This is a genomic window from Micromonospora sp. C31 (genome assembly GCF_018070575.1).
Classification (GTDB): domain Bacteria; phylum Actinomycetota; class Actinomycetes; order Mycobacteriales; family Micromonosporaceae; genus Micromonospora.
Map to the genome: position 1 here is coordinate 295,335 of NZ_JAGPXN010000001.1, position 16,822 is coordinate 312,156.

14 protein-coding genes and 1 pseudogene are annotated in these 16,822 nt (G+C 73.4%); 10 read left to right on the forward strand and 5 right to left on the reverse strand.

Translation table 11 applies throughout. The features are described 5' to 3' along the window. Positions 1-53: 53 nt before the first annotated feature. From KBX06_RS01315 to KBX06_RS01330, 4 genes are all read right to left on the reverse strand, one after another. Complete coding sequence (locus KBX06_RS01315; RefSeq protein WP_210832313.1) at positions 54-1,613, reverse strand: cell wall metabolism sensor histidine kinase WalK; 1,560 nt, start codon at positions 1,611-1,613, stop codon at positions 54-56. Beyond that, positions 1,610-2,311 carry a response regulator transcription factor gene (locus KBX06_RS01320; RefSeq protein WP_089003225.1) on the reverse strand — a complete coding sequence of 234 codons (702 nt, stop codon included), beginning with the start codon at positions 2,309-2,311 and terminating at the stop codon, positions 1,610-1,612. The genes KBX06_RS01315 and KBX06_RS01320 overlap by 4 nt, the downstream gene beginning before the upstream one ends. A 93-nt stretch (positions 2,312-2,404) precedes the next feature. Then, positions 2,405-3,196 (reverse strand): lysophospholipid acyltransferase family protein, encoded by a 792-nt coding sequence (locus KBX06_RS01325; RefSeq protein WP_374225550.1) that lies wholly within the window; start codon positions 3,194-3,196, stop codon positions 2,405-2,407. Positions 3,197-3,273: 77 nt separating this feature from the next. Further along, a complete protein-coding gene (locus tag KBX06_RS01330) occupies positions 3,274-4,062 on the reverse strand; it encodes a GNAT family N-acetyltransferase (protein WP_210832315.1) in 789 nt (262 codons plus the stop codon). A gap of 287 nt (positions 4,063-4,349) precedes the next feature. Between KBX06_RS01330 and KBX06_RS01335 the strand changes: the two genes are divergently transcribed. The 7 genes from KBX06_RS01335 to KBX06_RS01365 all read left to right on the forward strand — a co-directional run bounded on the left by KBX06_RS01335 (position 4,350) and on the right by KBX06_RS01365 (position 14,636). Continuing rightward, complete coding sequence (locus KBX06_RS01335; protein WP_210832316.1) at positions 4,350-5,012, forward strand: hypothetical protein; 663 nt, start codon at positions 4,350-4,352, stop codon at positions 5,010-5,012. 131 nt (positions 5,013-5,143) lie between these two features. Then, positions 5,144-6,079 carry an ABC transporter ATP-binding protein gene (locus tag KBX06_RS01340; RefSeq protein ID WP_210832317.1) on the forward strand — a complete coding sequence of 312 codons (936 nt, stop codon included), beginning with the start codon at positions 5,144-5,146 and terminating at the stop codon, positions 6,077-6,079. Continuing rightward, on the forward strand, positions 6,076-6,888 hold the full coding sequence (locus KBX06_RS01345; RefSeq protein WP_210832318.1) for an ABC transporter permease: 813 nt from the start codon (positions 6,076-6,078) through the stop codon (positions 6,886-6,888). The genes KBX06_RS01340 and KBX06_RS01345 overlap by 4 nt, the downstream gene beginning before the upstream one ends. Before the next feature lie 284 nt (positions 6,889-7,172). Beyond that, positions 7,173-10,955, forward strand: a complete 3,783-nt coding sequence (locus KBX06_RS01350) for a multifunctional oxoglutarate decarboxylase/oxoglutarate dehydrogenase thiamine pyrophosphate-binding subunit/dihydrolipoyllysine-residue succinyltransferase subunit (protein ID WP_210832319.1) — start codon at positions 7,173-7,175, stop codon at positions 10,953-10,955. 189 nt (positions 10,956-11,144) lie between these two features. Beyond that, entirely contained in the window at positions 11,145-11,324 is a 180-nt protein-coding gene (locus KBX06_RS01355) for a DUF6104 family protein (protein ID WP_210832320.1), read from the forward strand. A gap of 85 nt (positions 11,325-11,409) precedes the next feature. Then, positions 11,410-13,482, forward strand: a complete 2,073-nt coding sequence (gene pta, locus KBX06_RS01360; RefSeq protein WP_210832321.1) for a phosphate acetyltransferase — start codon at positions 11,410-11,412, stop codon at positions 13,480-13,482. After that, entirely contained in the window at positions 13,479-14,636 is a 1,158-nt protein-coding gene (locus tag KBX06_RS01365; protein WP_210832322.1) for an acetate/propionate family kinase, read from the forward strand. The genes pta and KBX06_RS01365 overlap by 4 nt, the downstream gene beginning before the upstream one ends. Positions 14,637-14,770: 134 nt before the next feature. Here KBX06_RS01365 and KBX06_RS01370 read toward each other — a convergent pair whose 3' ends face one another. After that, positions 14,771-14,941, reverse strand: coding sequence for a hypothetical protein (locus tag KBX06_RS01370; protein WP_210832323.1), 171 nt, complete (start codon positions 14,939-14,941; stop codon positions 14,771-14,773). A gap of 187 nt (positions 14,942-15,128) precedes the next feature. Here KBX06_RS01370 and KBX06_RS28625 point away from each other — a divergent pair. From KBX06_RS28625 to KBX06_RS01380, 3 genes and pseudogenes are all read left to right on the forward strand, one after another. After that, positions 15,129-15,374, forward strand: a pseudogene (locus tag KBX06_RS28625) (alpha/beta hydrolase); the annotation flags it as partial. Between the two features lie 148 nt (positions 15,375-15,522). Beyond that, entirely contained in the window at positions 15,523-15,996 is a 474-nt protein-coding gene (locus KBX06_RS27555; RefSeq protein ID WP_247684975.1) for a hypothetical protein, read from the forward strand. A gap of 240 nt (positions 15,997-16,236) precedes the next feature. Continuing rightward, positions 16,237-16,770 carry a nucleotidyltransferase domain-containing protein gene (locus KBX06_RS01380; protein ID WP_210832324.1) on the forward strand — a complete coding sequence of 178 codons (534 nt, stop codon included), beginning with the start codon at positions 16,237-16,239 and terminating at the stop codon, positions 16,768-16,770. The last annotated feature ends 52 nt before the right edge of the window (positions 16,771-16,822 follow it).

A 16,822-nucleotide genomic window follows, 5' to 3' on the forward strand; every position in this document is an offset into this window, starting at 1 on the left:
TTGACGCGCACCACTGCGATCCGCCTGGAACGAGCCTGAATGTTGGCTGAAAGTCACTCGCCATCACCCTCGGCGTCCGGCACCAGCGGTAGTCGGACCCGGAAGGTCGCTCCCCCGCCGGAGGTCTCGGCCACCTCGACGGTGCCGTGGTGCGCGCGCACCAACGCCGCGACGATGGCCAGGCCGAGCCCGGTGCCGGTGTTGCCGCCGGCCCGCCGGGTGCGCGCCGCGTCCACCCGGTAGAAGCGCTCGAACACGCGCTCCGCCTGGTCGGGGGTGAGCCCGGGGCCGGTGTCCGCCACCTCCACCACGGCCAGGTTCCCGGGCTCGGCCCGTAGCCGCAGGGTCACCGAGGCCTCCGGCGGGGTGTGCGTGAGGGCGTTGGTCATGAGGTTGCCGATGATCTGGCGCAGCCGGGCGTCGTCGCCGTAGACCACCAGCGGGCCGGAGCCGGGCCTGACCTCCAGCTCGATCCGGCGCTCCGGCGCCACCGCCCGCGCAGCCTCGACCGCCTCGCTGGCCAGCACGGGCAGCTCCACCGGGGCGAGGGCGAGCGGTCGCTCCCGGTCCAGGCGGGCGAGCAGCAGCAGGTCCTCCACCAGCAGCCCCATCCGGGCCGCCTCCTGCTCGACGCGGCGCAGCAGGTCGGCGGTCTGCTCCGGCGCGCTCGCCGCGCCCTGGCGGTACAGCTCGGCGAAGCCCCGGATGGTGGTCAGCGGCGTCCGCAGCTCGTGCGAGGCGTCCGCGACGAACTGCCGCATCCGCTCCTCGGAGCGCCGGGCCCGCGCCTCGGAGGCCAGTGCCGCGCCGGCCGCGTCCCGGGCGGCGGCCTCGGCGTGCCGGGCGGCGGCCTCCGAGGCGGCCCGTGCCGTGAAGGCGACCTCGATCTGGGTCAGCATCGCGTTCAGCGCCCGGGAGAGCCGACCCAGCTCCGAGGTCGGGCAGGGTTGCCCCTCCTCCGGGTCGGGCACCCGTCGGGTGAGGTCGCCGCCGGCGATGGCGGCAGCCGTACGTTCTATCTCCACCAACGGTTTCAGGCTGGTCCGGACGATCGCCGCGCCGATGGAGGCGAGCAGGATCAGCACCGCGCCGCCGACCAGCAGGTCTATCCAGATCAACTGCTTCACGGCGCGGTCGACGTCGGTGAGGTGCTGCCCGACGGCCAGGATCTCACCGTCGGGCAGTTGGGTGTAGAGCATGCGCCAGCGGGACCTGCGGTCCTGGGAGGTGACCGTGTGCGGCTCGCCGGTCTCCGCGGCGAAGCCCGCGACGCTGTCCGGGAGCCGCGGCAGTTGCTCGGGCCGGAGGTTGTGGTCGTCGTACACGGGCGACATCACCCCGCCCGGCTGGGCGAGGGCGACCACGAAGTCGCTGGGCAGCACGGCGTCGCCCCTGCGGCCCTCCTTGTAGAGGTTCAGCACCGCGTTGACCGAGCGGGTGGTTCCGCTCAGCTCCGCGTCCACCTGCTCGATGAGGTAGCCGCGGAGGAAGACGGTGGTCAGCGAGCTGATCACCAGCAGCGCGGCGGCGACCAGGGCCAGCACCGAGGCGACCAGCTTCACCCGCAGCGGTACGCCGCGCAGCCACGCCCTGCCCTGGTGGAGCGGTCTCACGCCGCCGGCTTGCGCAGGACGTAGCCGACGCCGCGCAACGTGTGGATCAACCGGGGCTGGGTGTTGTCCACCTTGCGGCGCAGGTAGGAGATGTAGGACTCGACGATGTTGTCGTCGCCCCGGAAGTCGTAGTTCCACACGTGGTCGAGGATCTGCGCCTTCGACAGCACCCGGTTGGCGTTGAGCATCAGGTAGCGCAGCAGCTTGAACTCGGTGGGCGAGAGCTGCACCCGCTGCCCGGCCCGGTGCACCTCGTGGGTCTCCTCGTCAAGTTCGAGGTCGGCGAAGGTGAGCCGGGAGGGCGCCTGCTCGCCGCTGCTGGTGCGCCGCAGCACCGCCCGGATCCGGGCGGTCAACTCCTCCAGGCTGAACGGCTTGGTGACGTAGTCGTCGCCGCCCAGGGTGAGCCCGCGGATCTTGTCGTCGGTGGCGTCGCGGGCGGTCAGGAAGACCACCGGCGTCCGGGTGCCGCCCTCGCGCAGCATCCGGATGACCTCGAAGCCGTCCAGGTCGGGCAGCATCACGTCGAGCACCACCAGGTCGGGCCGGTGGTCCTTGGCGGCGTTGAGAGCGGCGCTGCCGCTCGTCGCGGTGGCCACGTCGAAGCCCGCGAAGCGCAGACTCGCGGAGAGCAGTTCGAGGATGTTGGGGTCGTCCTCGACGACGAGCAGTCGCGCCTCGGTCTGGGTAGCGGCCATGCCGCCCATCATCCGCGCTCTCGCTGCGTCCGCGCTGGGCACCCGCTGGAAAGAACCTGTGAGGCGGGCCGCAGGACAGGGAGCCGATCGAGGTCACGCGGCCAGGCCCAGCCCTCGCCTGCGCCGGGCCGGCGGGGTGGCGACGGCGAGGTGCACGACCGACTCGGCCGCCCGGGCGAGCAGCCGCCGGTCCGCGCCCCGCACGGGATGCAGGGCGGCGGAGACGCTCACCCGCACCTCCAGGTCCCGGGCGGCGAGCACCCGACGCACCGAGCGGAGCAGGTCGTCGTCGCCGACGAAGGCGGCGGCCGTGGTCGGCACGCCGGTGACGGCGCACCGGTAGCCGATCCGCAGCGGCACCACCGGCGCCCCGGCGTCGATCGCCGCCTGGAACAGCGCCGGGCGGAACCCCCGACCCGGCCGGCAGCCGACCGCGTCGGCCGTGCCGCACCACGTCGTACCCTCCGGGAAGACCGCCACCGGGCGACCGGCGCGCAGCGCGGCGGCGACCCGGGCCACCGTCGCGGGCAGGTCGCGGGGGCGGGAACGGTCGACCAGGACGGTGCCGGCCGCCACCGCGAGCGGCCCGACCAGCGGCCACGACCGGACCTCCCGCTTGGCCACCATCCGGGCCGGCGCGACGGCCAGCAACGCCAACACGTCCAGCCAGGAGGCGTGGTTGGCGACCAGCAGCCCCCGCCGGGGCGGCCGGCCACGCGCCACCAGGCGCACGCCGAACGCGCGCACCGTCCACCGGGCCCACCCGCGAATCGCCGCCGCCCGGGCACCGGCCGGCAGCACCGGCAGCAGCACCGCCAGCCCTGTTCCCGCCGCCAGCATGCCGAGGACCGCGAGCAGCCGGGCCAACAGCCGGGCGGGCGACACGGCCGGCACCTCGCCGGCGACCGGAAGGCATCGCGGCCCGCACCCCGACACGGGCAGCCAGAGACGTCCGGCCGTGCTCACCGCCCGGCCCCACCGAGGAAGTGCCGCAGGTAGCGGGGGTTCATCCGGTCCAGGGAGAACAGCACGTAGAAGTCGGCCACCCCGAAGTCCGGGTCGTACGCCGGCTCGCCGCCGACCCAGGCGCCGAGACGCAGGTAGCCGCGCAGCAGCGGCGGCACGGCCCCCGACGCCGGGCCGGTCGCCGCCGGGCCGGTCGCCGCCGGGCCGGTCGCCACCCCCGGCTCGGCGAACCAGGGGCGCCGCGGCCGTACGCGCAGTCGGGGCGGGGCCAGGTGCCGCGCGGAGACCTCGTCCCACACCCGCGCGACGCTCCCGCCCCCGTCGGCCACCGGCACCGAGGCGCAGCCGCCGAGCCAGCGGGACCCGCGCAGGTGCAGGTAGCGGACGATGCCGGCCCACATCAGGTTGATGACCGCCCCGGAACGGTGGTCGGGGTGCACGCAGGACCGGCCCGCCTCGACCAGGTCGTCGCGGAGCGGGTCGAGCGCCCTGAGGTCGAACTCGGTCCCCGCGTACCGCCGGTCGGTACGCCCCGGCGGGAGCAGCCGGTACGTGCCGACCACCTCGCCGGTGCTCTCCCGCCGGACGATCAGGTGGTCGCAGTACGGGTCGAAGTCGTCGACGTCGAGCCCGGCGGCGCCCGGGCGCAGGATCGCGCCGAGTTCGGTGGCGAACACCTCGTGACGGAGGCGTTGCGCGGCCGCGACCTCGCTCGGGTCGTCGGTGATCAGCAGGGTGTATCCGCTGGTCGTCAGGGGTGCGCCAGCGGCGTGCAGAACGGCCATGGGACCTGTGTAGGCGGCCCGGGTTGCCGGCCGGCGGGGTGAGGAGTGTCGATGAGGTGAACGGCCCGTGCCACTCGGTCGAGCGGGCGGGACGCGGCCCGTCTCAGCGGGTGGCGCGCAGGTCCCGCCCGCGACGGGTCGGCCCGGCGGGCGACCGCTCAGGGCAGGGCCCCTCCGCGGGGGTCGGCCCGGCGGGCGACCGCTCGGTGGCAGGGCCCGGTCGACGGCGTGCGAGGCTGCCGGGGGCGTACCGGCGACGGGCCGGACGTCGTCGCCGGAGGTGTCTGATGATCATCGAGTCGCGTTTCAACGGGCCACCCGGCTCGGGTAACGGCGGCTGGAGCGCGGGGGTCTTCGCCGCCGGGTCCGGCGCCCCGGGGCCGGTCGAGGTGACCCTGCGTCGACCGCCCCCGCTGGAGATCCCGCTCACTGTCGTCGACGGGGAGGTCCGCGACCCGCGGGGCACGGTGGTCGCCCAGGTCCGCCCCACGGAGGACCCCCGGGCCGTGGTGCCGCCGGTGGACCTGCCGGCCGCGCGGGCCGCCTCGGCGGCGTACCCGGGGCTGATCGACCACCCCTTCCCGAGCTGCTACGTCTGCGGCCCGGACCGCCCCGACGGGTTGCGGATCTTTCCGGGGCGGCTGCCGGACGGCCGCACCGCCGCACCGTTCCGGGCGCCCGGATCGGTCACGACGCCCACCGTCTGGGCCGCGCTGGACTGCCCCGGCGGCTGGGCGGTGATCGCCCCCGGCCGGCCGTACGTCCTCGGCCGGATCGCGGCGGTGGTCGCGGCGCTGCCGGAGCCGGGCGACGAGTGCGTGGTGACGGGCGTCGTGGTGGGCGGCGAGGGCCGCAAGGCGCTCGTGCACACCAGTCTGTACGCCCCCGGCGGCACCCTCCTGGCCTGGGCCCGGGCCACCTGGATCGCCGTGGCGGACGACGCCGGATAATCGTCCCTGGGGATGAGGGCCTCCTGCCTGAGGCGGAGGTGGATCTCGGAAGTGCGCCTGATTGACCTGGTTGCGCCCGCCCGCCACGCTGTGTCACGGCGTACCCCGACGCCACCGCACGAAGGAGAGCAATGACTGACGGGCAGAGAAGCCCCACCGGTGACGGTCAGATCGTGGTGTCCGGCCTGACGAAGCAGTACAAGAACGTCCGGGCCGTCAACGACCTGTCGTTCACCGTCGAACCGGGGCGGGTGACCGGCTTCCTCGGCCCCAACGGCGCCGGCAAGACCACCACGCTGCGGATGCTGCTGAACCTGGTCACGCCGACCAGCGGGACGGCGACCATCGGCGGGCTGCGGTACGCCGACCTCACCGACCCGCTGCGGCACGTCGGTGCCGTGCTGGAGGCCTCCAGCGCGCACAAGGGCCGCAGCGGCATCAACCACCTGCGGGTGATCGCGGCGGCGGCGGGGCTGCCGAAGCAGCGGGCCGACGAGGCGCTGGCGCAGGTCGGGCTGACCCCGGCGGCGAAGCGCAAGTTCAAGGGCTACTCGCTCGGCATGAAGCAGCGGCTCGGCATCGCCGCCGCCATGCTGGGCGACCCCCGCGTGCTGATCCTCGACGAGCCCGCCAACGGGCTCGACCCGGAGGGCATCCGGTGGATGCGCGGGTTCCTCAAGAACCTGGCGCACGAGGGCCGCACGGTGCTGGTCTCCAGCCACCTGCTCTCGGAGATGCAGCTGCTCGCCGACGATGTGGTGATCATCGCCGCCGGGCAGCTGGTCCGCCAGGGCACGGTCGAGCAGGTCATGGGCTCGATGGCGCAGGGCGTACGGGTCCGCGTGCGTACCCCGCAGGCCGACGCGCTGACCGCCGCCCTCAAGGAGGGCCCGGCGACGCTCGACGTCGACGAACACGGCGTCCTGCTGGTGGGTGGGGTGGACGCCCCGACCGTGGGCCGGGTCGCCCTGACGGCGGGCGTCGAGCTGCACGAACTGACCACGGAACGGCCCGACCTGGAACGGGTCTTCCTGGAGCTGACGGCCGGAAAGGCGGGCATCCGATGAACCTCGTCCGGTCCGAGCTTCTCAAGATCCGTACCACCAGCACGTGGTGGTGGCTGGCCATCGCCGCGTTCCTGTCGATCGCGCTGGCCTTCGCGTTCAACGCCTGGGTCGCCAACGAGACGCTGAACGGCAACGCCGAGGAGCTGGGCGTCACCGGCGACCAGGCCTCCGCGGCGGCGCAGGCCGCGAACCTCTACACCTCCGGGCAGTACCTGGGCCTGATGTTCGTGATGCTGATCGGCATCCTGATGGTCACCAACGAGTTCTTCCACCAGACGGCCACCACCACGTTCCTGGCCACGCCGCGGCGCACGTCGGTGATCCTCAGCAAGCTGGCCGCGGCCAGCCTGCTGGGCATCGGCTTCTGGCTGGTGACCACGCTGATCGACCTGGCCGCCGGGGCGGTGTTCCTGTCGGCCAACGGCCACGGCACCCTGCTCGGCGAGTGGGCCGTGCAGCGGGCGCTGCTGCTCAACCTGCTGGCGTACGCGATCTGGACGGTCCTGGGCATCGGCATCGGCACGCTGATCACCAACCAGCTCGGCGCGGTGATCACCGCCGCGGTGCTCTACCTCGTCGGCACGCAGGTGGTGGGGCTGCTTTTCATGCTGCTGTCGAACCTGCTCAACAGCGAGGCCGTGGTCAAGTGGCAGGTGATCTGGCCCGCCATCGCCTCGACCGTCATGGTCAGCGAGGGCCAGACGGACTTCACCCCCGCGTGGTGGGTCGGCGCGCTCGTGCTGATCGGCTACGCGGTGGTGAGCGGAGTCGTCGGTGTCCTGATCACCCGGCGACGCGACATCTCCTGACCGCTGCGCCGCGAGGACGGGGGCGGGGGTGGTGCCGGACACCACCCCCGCCCCGGTCACACCGGGGTCCGCCCACATTGCCGGGCTCTATCAGGAGCCGACGCGACACGCAGCGTTTGGTGAACTTCTGGCATCTTCTGTGAAACCGGCCACGGGTCGGAGGCGGAAATGCCTGTGGCATCCGTACGGCGTAGCCTGGGAGCCGTCTCGTGTGCGCTCGAAGGCAGGGCGACCCCGGACACCGCGTGACACACAAACCCGCGTGAAAGAGGCGATTACCGGCCGTGTCGACCCAGCAGACTTCGCAGGAGAACCCACTGGCGGGTTTCGGTCCGAACGAGTGGATCGTCGAGGAGATGTACCAGCGCTACCTCGCCGACCCCACCAGCGTCGATTCGGCCTGGCACGACTTCTTCGCGGACTACCGCCCGGCGCCCGGCGCCGGGAAGCCGCGCGGAGCTGAGCAGGCCCCGAAGCCGGCCGCCAAGCCGGAGCCCGCCGGCCAGCAGGAGGCGGCCACCGAGGTCGCGCAGCCGGCGGAGAAGAAGCCGGCGGAAGAGAAGCCGGCGGGGAAGAAGCCGGAGCCCAGGCCGGAGAAGCCCGCCGCCCAGGCCGCCCCGGCCAAGCCGGCGCCCGTGAAGGCGGCCCCCGCGAAGGCGGCCCCCGCGAAGGCGGCCCCCGCCAAGCCGGCGGCGACCAAGCCGACCGCCACCGGCCCACAGACCACCCCGCTGCGCGGCGTGGCGGCGAAGATCGTCCAGAACATGGACGCCTCGCTGGCCGTGCCGACCGCCACCAGCGTGCGCGCCGTCCCGGCCAAGCTGCTGGTCGACAACCGCATCGTGATCAACAACCACCTCACCCGTGGGCGCGGTGGCAAGGTCAGCTTCACCCACCTCATCGGCTACGCGATGGTCCGCGCCCTGGTCGCCCACCCGGAGATGAACAACTCCTTCGCCGAGGTCGACGGCAAGCCGGTCATGGTCCGGCCGGAGCACGTCAACCTGGGCATCGCGATCGACCTGACGAAGCCGGACGGCAGCCGCAACCTGGTGGTCCCCTCCATCAAGGCCTGCGAGCAGATGGACTTCCGGCAGTTCTGGCAGGCGTACGAGGACGTGGTCCGGCGTGCCCGCCGCAACGAGCTGACGATGGACGACTACTCCGGCACCACGATCTCGCTGACCAACCCCGGTGGCATCGGCACCGTGCACTCGATGCCGCGGCTCATGCAGGGGCAGAGCGCGATCATCGGCGTCGGCGCGATGGAGTACCCGGCCCCCTACCAGGGCATGTCCGAGGCCACCCTGGCCGAGCTGGCCGTCAGCAAGGTCATCACCCTCACCAGCACGTACGACCACCGGATCATCCAGGGCGCGCAGTCCGGCGAGTTCCTGAAGGTCATGCACGAGCTGCTGCTCGGTCAGCACCTCTTCTACGACCAGATCTTCACCTCGCTGCGCATCCCCTACGAGCCGGTGCGCTGGATGCGCGACGTCGCGGTCAACAACGAGGGCCAGATCAACAAGACCGCCCGGGTGCACGAGCTGATCCACGCGTACCGCGTGCGCGGCCACCTGATGGCCGACACCGACCCGCTCGAGTTCAAGATCCGCAAGCACCCCGACCTGGACGTGCTCCAGCACGGGCTGACCCTCTGGGACCTCGACCGCGAGTTCCCGGTCAACGGCTTCGCCGGCAGGCAGCGGATGAAGCTGCGCGACATCCTCGGCGTGCTGCGCGACTCGTACTGCCGCCGGGTCGGCATCGAGTACATGCACATCCAGGACCCGGAGGAGCGGCGCTGGATCCAGGAGCGCATCGAGCGCAAGTACGAGAAGCCGTCGCCCGACGAGCAGAAGCACGTGCTCAACCGGCTCAACGCCGCCGAGGCGTTCGAGACCTTCCTGCAGACCAAGTACGTCGGGCAGAAGCGCTTCTCGCTGGAGGGCGGCGAGTCGCTGATCCCGCTGCTCGGCGAGGTGCTGGAGGCCTCCGCCGAGGGCGGGCTGGACGAGGTCGTCATCGGCATGGCCCACCGTGGCCGGCTCAACGTGCTGGCCAACATCGTCGGCAAGCCGTACGAGAAGATCTTCTCGGAGTTCGAGGGCCACCTGGACCCGCGCTCCACGCAGGGCTCCGGCGACGTGAAGTACCACCTGGGCCAGAACGGCAAGTTCACCACGCCCGACGGCGACCACGCGGTCAAGGTCTCGGTGGTGGCGAACCCGTCGCACCTGGAGGCCGTCGACCCGGTGCTGGAGGGCATCGTCCGGGCCAAGCAGGACCGGATAGACCTCAAGCTGGAGGGCTACACCGTGCTGCCGCTGGCGGTGCACGGTGACGCCGCCTTCGCCGGTCAGGGCGTGGTCGCCGAGACCCTCAACCTGTCGCAGCTGCGCGGCTACCGCACCGGCGGCACCGTCCACGTGGTGGTCAACAACCAGGTCGGCTTCACCACCGCCCCGGAGTACAGCCGCTCCAGCCTCTACAGCACCGACGTCGCCCGGATGATCCAGGCGCCGATCTTCCACGTCAACGGCGACGACCCCGAGGCCGTGGTCCGGGTCGCCCGGCTGGCCTTCGAGTACCGGCAGGAGTTCAACAAGGACGTCGTCATCGACATGGTCTGCTACCGCCGGCGCGGGCACAACGAGGGCGACGACCCGTCGATGTCCAACCCGCAGATGTACAAGATCATCGACTCGAAGCGGTCCGTCCGCAAGCTCTACACCGAGGAGCTGATCGGGCGCGGCGACATCACCGTCGAGGACGCGGAGGAGCTGCTGCGCGACTACCAGTCGCAGCTTGAGCGGGTCTTCAAGGCCACCCGGGACGCCGCCACCACGCCGCGGCAGCTCAGCCGCCCCAAGCGGGAGGACGAGCCGGAGCCGCAGGTGGAGACCGCCACCGACGCCGCCGTCGTCCGGGCCGTCGGCGAGGCGCACGTCAACCTGCCGGAGGGCTTCACCCCGCACAAGCGGATCCAGCAACTGCTCGACCGGCGGGCCAAGATGGCCGTCGAGGGCAACATCGACTGGGGCTTCGGCGAGATCATCGCGTTCGGCTCGCTGCTGCACGACGGGGTGACCGTCCGGCTCGCCGGGCAGGACTCCCGCCGGGGCACCTTCGTGCAGCGGCACGCCTCCGTGGTCGACGCGCAGACCGGCAACGACCACCTGCCGTTGCAGTCGCTGACCGGCGACGGCGAGCGGTCCCGGTTCTTCGTGCACGACTCCCTGCTCAGCGAGTACGCGGCGATGGGCTTCGAGTACGGCTACTCGGTGGAGAACATCGACGCGCTGGTCTGCTGGGAGGCGCAGTTCGGCGACTTCGTCAACGGCGCCCAGTCGGTGATCGACGAGTTCATCTCCTCCGGCGAGGTGAAGTGGGGCCAGCGCTCCGCGGTGACCCTGCTGCTGCCGCACGGCCACGAGGGCCAGGGCCCGGACCACACCTCCGGCCGCCCCGAACGGTTCCTCCAGATGTGCGCCGAGGACAACATGCGGGTGTCCATCCCGACCACCCCGGCGAACTACTTCCACCTGCTGCGCCGCCAGGCGTTGTCGCCGAAGCGCAAGCCGCTGGTGGTGTTCACGCCGAAGTCGCTGCTGCGGCACAAGCTCTGCGTCTCCCCGGTGGAGGACTTCACCACCGGCACCTTCCAGCCGGTGCTGCCCGACTCGGGCGCTCCGGCGCCGGAGCAGGTGAAGCGGGTGCTGCTCTGCTCGGGCAAGGTCTACTACGACCTGTTCCAGGCCCGTAACGAGCGCGGCGTCACCGACACCGCGATCATCCGGATCGAGCAGCTCTACCCGATGCCGGTCGAGGAGATCCGGGCCGCCCTGGCGGCGTACCCGAACGCCGAGGACTTCGCCTGGGTGCAGGAGGAGCCGGCCAACCAGGGTGCCTGGTCGTTCGTCGCGCTCAACCTGCTGGAGCACCTGGCGGACGTCCGGCTGCGCCGGATCTCCCGCCCGGCCGCGGCCGCCCCGGCCGTGGGCTCCGCGAAGATGCACGAGGTCGAGCAGACCGCGCTGATCGAGGCGGCCCTGCCCCGCCCGTGACCTGAGCGCAGACGCCGAACCGGGGCAGGACCGTCACGACGACGGCTCTGCCCCGGTCGCCGTCCCGGCCCCGCCCACCGCCGGTGGGCACCGTGCCCACAGCTCAGCCCGGCGCCCGGTGGGGCAGGTACCGTGACCGGGCCGACCCCGGATTCCGCACCACACAGCGACGAACGAGGAACGGACAGCATGTACTTCACCGACCGCGGCATCGAGGAACTCGTCGAACGCCGGGGCGACGAGCAGGTCAGCGTGGAATGGCTCGGCGAGCGCCTCCGCGACTTCGTCGACCTGAACCCCGAGTTCGAGACCCCGATCGAACGCTTCGCCACCTGGCTCGCCCGGCTCGACGACCCCGACGACGAGTAGACCGGCCGCGGGCAGGGCCATGTTTCCGTGATCAGGGGGTACGTGGACCCGAGCCGGGCATCCGGCGATCTTCTAGGGTGGGTGCGTGGCGCGAAGTGTGTACCTGACCAGCGTGGGATCCGGCGGCGGGAAGTCGACCATCGCCCTGGGCCTGGCAGAGCTGTTGTCCCGGCAGGTCGAGCGGATCGGCGCGTTCCGGCCGCTGGTACGGGGGCACGGCCCCGACCCGATCCTCGCCCTGCTCAGTGACCGCTACCGGATCGAGCTGCCGCTGGCCGACCTGAGCGGCACCAGCTACGCGGAGGCGACCGCGCTGGTCGCCGACGGGCGGCGGGAGGAACTGGTCAGCGGCATCGTCGAGCGCTACCGGGAGGTCGAACGGCGCTGCCCCGCCGTGGTCGTGGTGGGCAGCGACTTCGCCGACGGCGGCGACGGGGCCGGCCCCCGCGAGCTGGCCTTCAACGCCCGGCTGGCCACCGAGTTCGGCAGCGTGGTGGTACCCGTCATCGACGGCTTCGAGCAGGATCCGGCGGCGATCGCGGCCGCCGCGCGCGGGGCGTACCACGATCTGGAAGACCTCGGGGCGACGGTGCTGGCGGTGATCGCCAACCGGGTGCCGGGCCCGATGACGCTGCCCGAACTGCCCGTCCCCACGTACACCATTCCGGAGGTGCCGACCGTGTCGGCGCCGACGGTGGCCGAGGTGGCGGCGGCGCTCGGCGCCACCCTGCTCGCCGGCGACGACGACGCGCTCAGCCGCGACGTGCTCGACTACGTGGTCGGGGCGGCGCACGTGCCGACGCTGCTGGGTCACCTGACCGAGGGCGCGCTGGTGATCACCCCGGGCGACCGGGCCGACCTGCTGGTGGCGGCGAGCGCCGCGCACATAGCCGGGCAGGTCTCGGTCTCGGGGTTGGTGCTGACCCTCGGCGAGCAGCCCGACCCGCGCGCGATGCGGCTGGTCGAGGGGCTCAACACCGGGCTCGCGGTGCTCTCCGTGCCCAGCGACAGCTACGACACCGTCGCCGCGTCCAGCCGGATCGAGGGGCGGCCCAGCGCGGCCAACCCGCGCAAGGTGGAGGCCGCGCTCGGCGCGTTCGAGCGCTGCGTGGACACCGACGACCTCGCCCGCCGGCTGCGGGTCAGCCGCTCCGAGCGGGTCACCCCGCTGATGTTCGAGTACGACCTGATCGACCGCGCCCGGGCCCGGCGCCGGCACCTCGTGCTGCCCGAGGGGGCGGAGGAACGGATCCTGCGGGCGACGGAGATCCTGCTGCGCCGGGGCGTCGCCGACATCACCCTGCTCGGCCGCCCCGACGACATCGCCCGGCGCACCCGGGAGCTGGGCATCGACATCACCGGCGCGCAGGTGGTCGACCCGGCCGCCAGCGAGTGGCGCGACGGGTTCGCCACCACGTACGCCCGGCTGCGCGCGCACCGCGGCGTGACCCTCGAGCTGGCCCACGACATCGTCGCGCAGCCGAACTACTTCGGCACGCTGATGGTGCAGACGGGGCACGCCGACGGAATGGTCTCCGGCGCGACCCACACCACCGCCGCCACCATCCGCCCCGCGTTCGAGATCATCCGGAACGTGCCGGGCGTCTCGGTCGCCTCCAGCGTCTTCTTCATGCTGCTCGCCGACCGGGTGCTGGTCTACGGCGACTGCGCCGTCAACCCCGACCCGGACGCCGCCCAGCTCGCCGACATCGCCATCTCCTCGGCCGACACCGCTGCCCGGTTCGGCATCGAGCCCCGGGTCGCGATGCTCTCCTACTCCACCGGCAGCTCCGGGGCGGGCGCCGACGTCGAGAAGGTCGCCGCGGCCACCAGGCTCGTCCGCGAGCGCCGGCCCGACCTGCTCGTCGAGGGGCCCATCCAGTACGACGCCGCCATCGACCCGGCGGTCGCGGCGACGAAGCTGCCCGGCAGCGAGGTCGCCGGCCGGGCCACGGTCTTCGTCTTCCCCGACCTGAACACCGGCAACAACACGTACAAGGCGGTGCAGCGCTCCGCCGGTGCGGTGGCCGTCGGGCCGGTCATGCAGGGCCTGCGCCGGCCGGTCAACGACCTCTCCAGGGGCGCCACCGTGCCGGACATCGTCAACACCGTGGCGATCACCGCCATCCAGGCCGCAGCCACCGAGGAGTCGTCGTGAACGCGCCCGTCGGCGGTGCCCCCGCGCCACAGGAGACCGGCCGGGTCCTCGTGCTCAACTGCGGGTCGTCGTCGGTGAAGTACCGGCTCTTCGACGGCGACCGGGTGGTCGACAAGGGCACCGTGGAGCGGGTCGGCGAGGCCGGCGGCGGGCCGGCCGACCACGAGACCGCCGTCCGGGGCATCCTCGACACCCTCGACCTGACCGGGCTGACCGCCGTCGGGCACCGGGTGGTGCACGGCGGGAAGCGGTTCGGCGAGCCGGTGCTCGTCGACGACGCGGTGCTGACGGCGATCCGAGACCTGGTCCCGCTCGCGCCGCTGCACAACCCCGCCAACCTGGCCGGCATCGAGGTCACCCGGGCGGCGCTGCCGCAGGTGCCGCAGGTCGCCGTCTTCGACACCGCGTTCCACCACACCCTGCCCGAGGCCGCCGCGACCTACGCGATCGAACGGGACACCGCCGCGCGGTACGACATCCGGCGCTACGGGTTCCACGGCACCTCCCACGCGTACGTGTCGCGGCGCACCGCCGAACTGCTCGACCGCCCGTACGGCGAGGTGAACACCATCACCCTGCACCTCGGCAACGGCGCGAGCGCCTGCGCGGTGGCCGGCGGCCGGAGCGTGGCCACCTCGATGGGCATGTCCCCGCTGGAGGGCCTGGTGATGGGCACCCGCAGCGGCGACCTCGACCCGGCCGTGATCTTCCACCTGCGCCGCGAGGGCGGGCTCTCCGTCGACGAGATCGACGACCTGCTCAACCACCGCAGCGGCCTGCTCGGGCTGACCGGCGCCAACGACATGCGCGAGGTGCTCGCGCGCCGGGCGGACGGCGACCCGGCGGCGAAGCTCGCCTTCGACGTCTACTGCCGGCGGATCACCGGCTACGTGGGCGCGTACTACGCCCTGCTCGGCCGGGTCGACGCGGTCACCTTCACCGCCGGCGTCGGCGAGCACGCCGCGCCGGTCCGCGCCGCCGCCCTGGCCTGCCTGGAGCGGCTCGGCATCGCGGTGGACCCGGAGCGCAACGCCGGCAGCGGCGACCGGGTCGTCTCGCCGGCGGGCGCCGAGGTGACCGTCTGCGTCGTCGGCACCGACGAGGAGCGCGAGATCGCCCTCCAGACCCGCGCGGTGGTCGCCACGGCCGGCTGACCGCCGGAGGCTCGGGCATGGCACGAGCGGCTGGACGCGCCGCGGCGGGCGCGCTGCACGCGGTGGCCCGGGGCGGAGCGGCGGGCAAGCCGGGCGGAGCGGCGGGCGCGCGGCGCTCGGGGTCGCCCCGTGGCTCAGCTCAGGGCGAGCCAGGCGAGCAGGGCGACCAGCACGACCGCGACCGCCGCCGCGCCGACGAGCAGCGGCGTCCGGGACGCGCCGGCCGGGGCCTCGGGCTCGGCGGTGTGGGCGTAGGCGCGGAACGCCTCGGTGTTGCCGCTCGGGTCGGTGCGGTTCTCAGCCATGGCGGTGACCCTAGCCAAGCCGGTTGCGGGCCGCCGTCCCCGGCACGCGAACCGGGTCAGGTCGAGCCGGCCGGTGGAGACGATCCGCCCGGGTGGCGGGAGCGTCCGGTCCGGACGGCGGGGCCGGTCCGGGCCACCGGACACCTACCGTCAAGCCGTGGGGATCAAGCGGCTGGTCGGCGTACTGATGACGACGCTGCTGGCCGGTTGCGCCCCGGCGGCCACCGCCGCGCCCGGCGCAGTGCCGCCCGCGCGTCCGGCGCCCGTCGCGACCTTTGCCGTCGGCGTACGCACGTTCACCGTCGACCCGGCCTCGGCGCGCCCCCTGCCGGTGACCCTCTGGTACCCGGCCGACGGCGGCGCGGTGGCCGCCGGGCGCTTCCCCGTGGTGGTCTACAGCCACGGGCTGCACAGCCTGCCCGAGCTGCACGCCGGGCTCACCACGCGCTGGGCCGCCAACGGCTTCGTGGTGGCCGCCCCGGCCTACCCGCACACGCGGCGCGGCGCGGCCCGGTTCAGCCGCGCCGACGTACGCCACCAGCCGGCCGACGGCTGGCGGCTGGCGGCTGATCCGGCACCTGGTGCGGCTCGACGCCCGGGCGGGCGACCCGCTCGCCGGGCACCTCGACGTCGCCCGGATCGCCGCCGCCGGCCACTCGGCGGGCGGCTTCACCACGGCCGGCATGTTCACCTCCGGGCGCTCGGGGCGGCTGCGCGCGGGCATCGTGATCGCCGGAGGCGGGATGGCCGGCGGTTTCGCCGGGCCGGCGGCCCCGCTGCTCTTCGTGCACGGTACGGCGGACCGGATCGTGCCGGCGACGGTGGGCCGCGCCGCTTACCACCGCACCACCGGCCCGTCCAGCTTCCTGAGCCTGCTCGGGCAGGGCCACGGCGAGTACCTGACCCCGGGACGGCCCGGTTTCGACCAGGTTATCGCCACCACCACCGACTTCCTCCGCTGGACGCTCTACGGCGACGAGACGGCCGGCCGCCGCCTGCCCGCCGACGCCCGCCGGGCCGGCGTGACGGCGTTCGAGTCCCGCCTCGCCCGCTGATCCCGCCCGTGCCGGCGCAGGAGCCGGACCCCCCGACTGCGCCGCCCGCCGGCGTCCCCGAGCGGCGCTCATGATCCGTTGACGCTCCGCCGGGCTCCGAGCCGCGCCCCGCCCGGGCCACCGGTCACCATCCACCCGGACACCCGGTCACCGGACACCGGACACCGGTCACCGGTCACCGCCAGGCCGAGCGGACGAAGGCGCGTGCGCGGGAGGGACCATCGCGGCTACGGTGCCGGCGTGGACGATCTCGCGGGGCGGCAGCTGGACGGCATCACGGAGCTGGCCGGGCTGGCGGCGACGGCCGGCATCGAGGTGTGGCTGCGGGGCGGCTGGGCGATGGACTTCCACCTGGGCGAGGTCACCAGGGCGCACGTCGACGTCGACTGGTACTGCTGGCGCGCCGACGCCGACCGGCTGGCCGGCCTGCTGCACGGGCACGGCTGGCGGCCCGACCCTCGGATGCCCGTCGACGTGCAGCTCGACCTCGTCCGCGAGGACGTCGAGATGAGCGTCGCCTACCTGGCCCGGGACGCGACGGGCCAGGTGGTGGTGGGTGCCGGCCCGTGGGCGGGCACCGCCCTGCCGGACGGCATGTTGGCCGGTCCGCCCGGCCGCATCGGCGCGCTGACCGTCCCGATGATCTCGGTGGCCGCCCAGATCGAGTTCAAGGAGATGTTCCCCGTCTGGATGCCGGAACGACCCCGGCGCCCCAAGGACGCCGCCGACCTGGCCCGCCTCCGCGCCGCCGGCGTCCCCGAGCGGCGCTCATGATCCGTTGACGCTCCGCCGGGCTCCGAGCCGCGCCCCGCCCGGGCCGACGTCA

What these genes read in the sequence shown, in the direction of transcription:
- KBX06_RS01320 (WP_089003225.1), bottom strand. Translation starts at nt 2,311, where the DNA reads ATGGCCGCTACCCAGACCGAGGCGCGACTGCTCGTCGTCGAGGACGAC.
- KBX06_RS01330 (WP_210832315.1), bottom strand. Translation starts at nt 4,062, where the DNA reads ATGGCCGTTCTGCACGCCGCTGGCGCACCCCTGACGACCAGCGGATAC.
- KBX06_RS01335 (WP_210832316.1), top strand. Translation starts at nt 4,350, where the DNA reads ATGATCATCGAGTCGCGTTTCAACGGGCCACCCGGCTCGGGTAACGGC.
- KBX06_RS01340 (WP_210832317.1), top strand. Translation starts at nt 5,144, where the DNA reads ATGACTGACGGGCAGAGAAGCCCCACCGGTGACGGTCAGATCGTGGTG.
- KBX06_RS01345 (WP_210832318.1), top strand. Translation starts at nt 6,076, where the DNA reads ATGAACCTCGTCCGGTCCGAGCTTCTCAAGATCCGTACCACCAGCACG.
- KBX06_RS01355 (WP_210832320.1), top strand. Translation starts at nt 11,145, where the DNA reads ATGTACTTCACCGACCGCGGCATCGAGGAACTCGTCGAACGCCGGGGC.
- KBX06_RS01370 (WP_210832323.1), bottom strand. Translation starts at nt 14,941, where the DNA reads ATGGCTGAGAACCGCACCGACCCGAGCGGCAACACCGAGGCGTTCCGC.